The organism is Acinetobacter sp. GRABPA_MV_2, assembly GCF_056725885.1.
Map to the genome: position 1 here is coordinate 1 of NZ_JBWZNA010000074.1, position 373 is coordinate 373.

Annotated in this window: 1 protein-coding gene; it reads left to right on the forward strand. The window is 52.5% G+C overall.

Features of this window, described 5'->3' with window-relative positions:
• A partial coding sequence (locus tag ACXM0J_RS18880; RefSeq protein WP_162170390.1) for an MSCRAMM-like protein SdrH occupies nucleotides 1–373 on the forward strand: 373 nt, incomplete at both ends.

The window sequence follows — 373 nt, forward strand, 5'->3', positions numbered from 1 at the left end:
GGACAGCGATTCTGATTCTGACAGCGACTCGGATTCAGACAGCGATTCGGATTCAGACAGTGACTCTGACAGCGACTCTGATTCAGACAGCGACTCTGATTCTGACAGCGATTCGGATTCAGACAGCGACTCTGATTCTGACAGCGACTCTGATTCAGACAGCGATTCAGACAGCGACTCTGATTCTGACAGTGACTCTGATTCGGATAGTGACTCGGATTCGGACAGCGATTCTGACTCTGACAGCGACTCGGACTCTGACAGCGACTCGGATTCTGACAGCGACTCTGATTCTGACAGTGACTCGGACTCTGACAGCGACTCGGATTCGGACAGCGACTCGGATTCGGACAGCGATTCTGACTCTGACAGC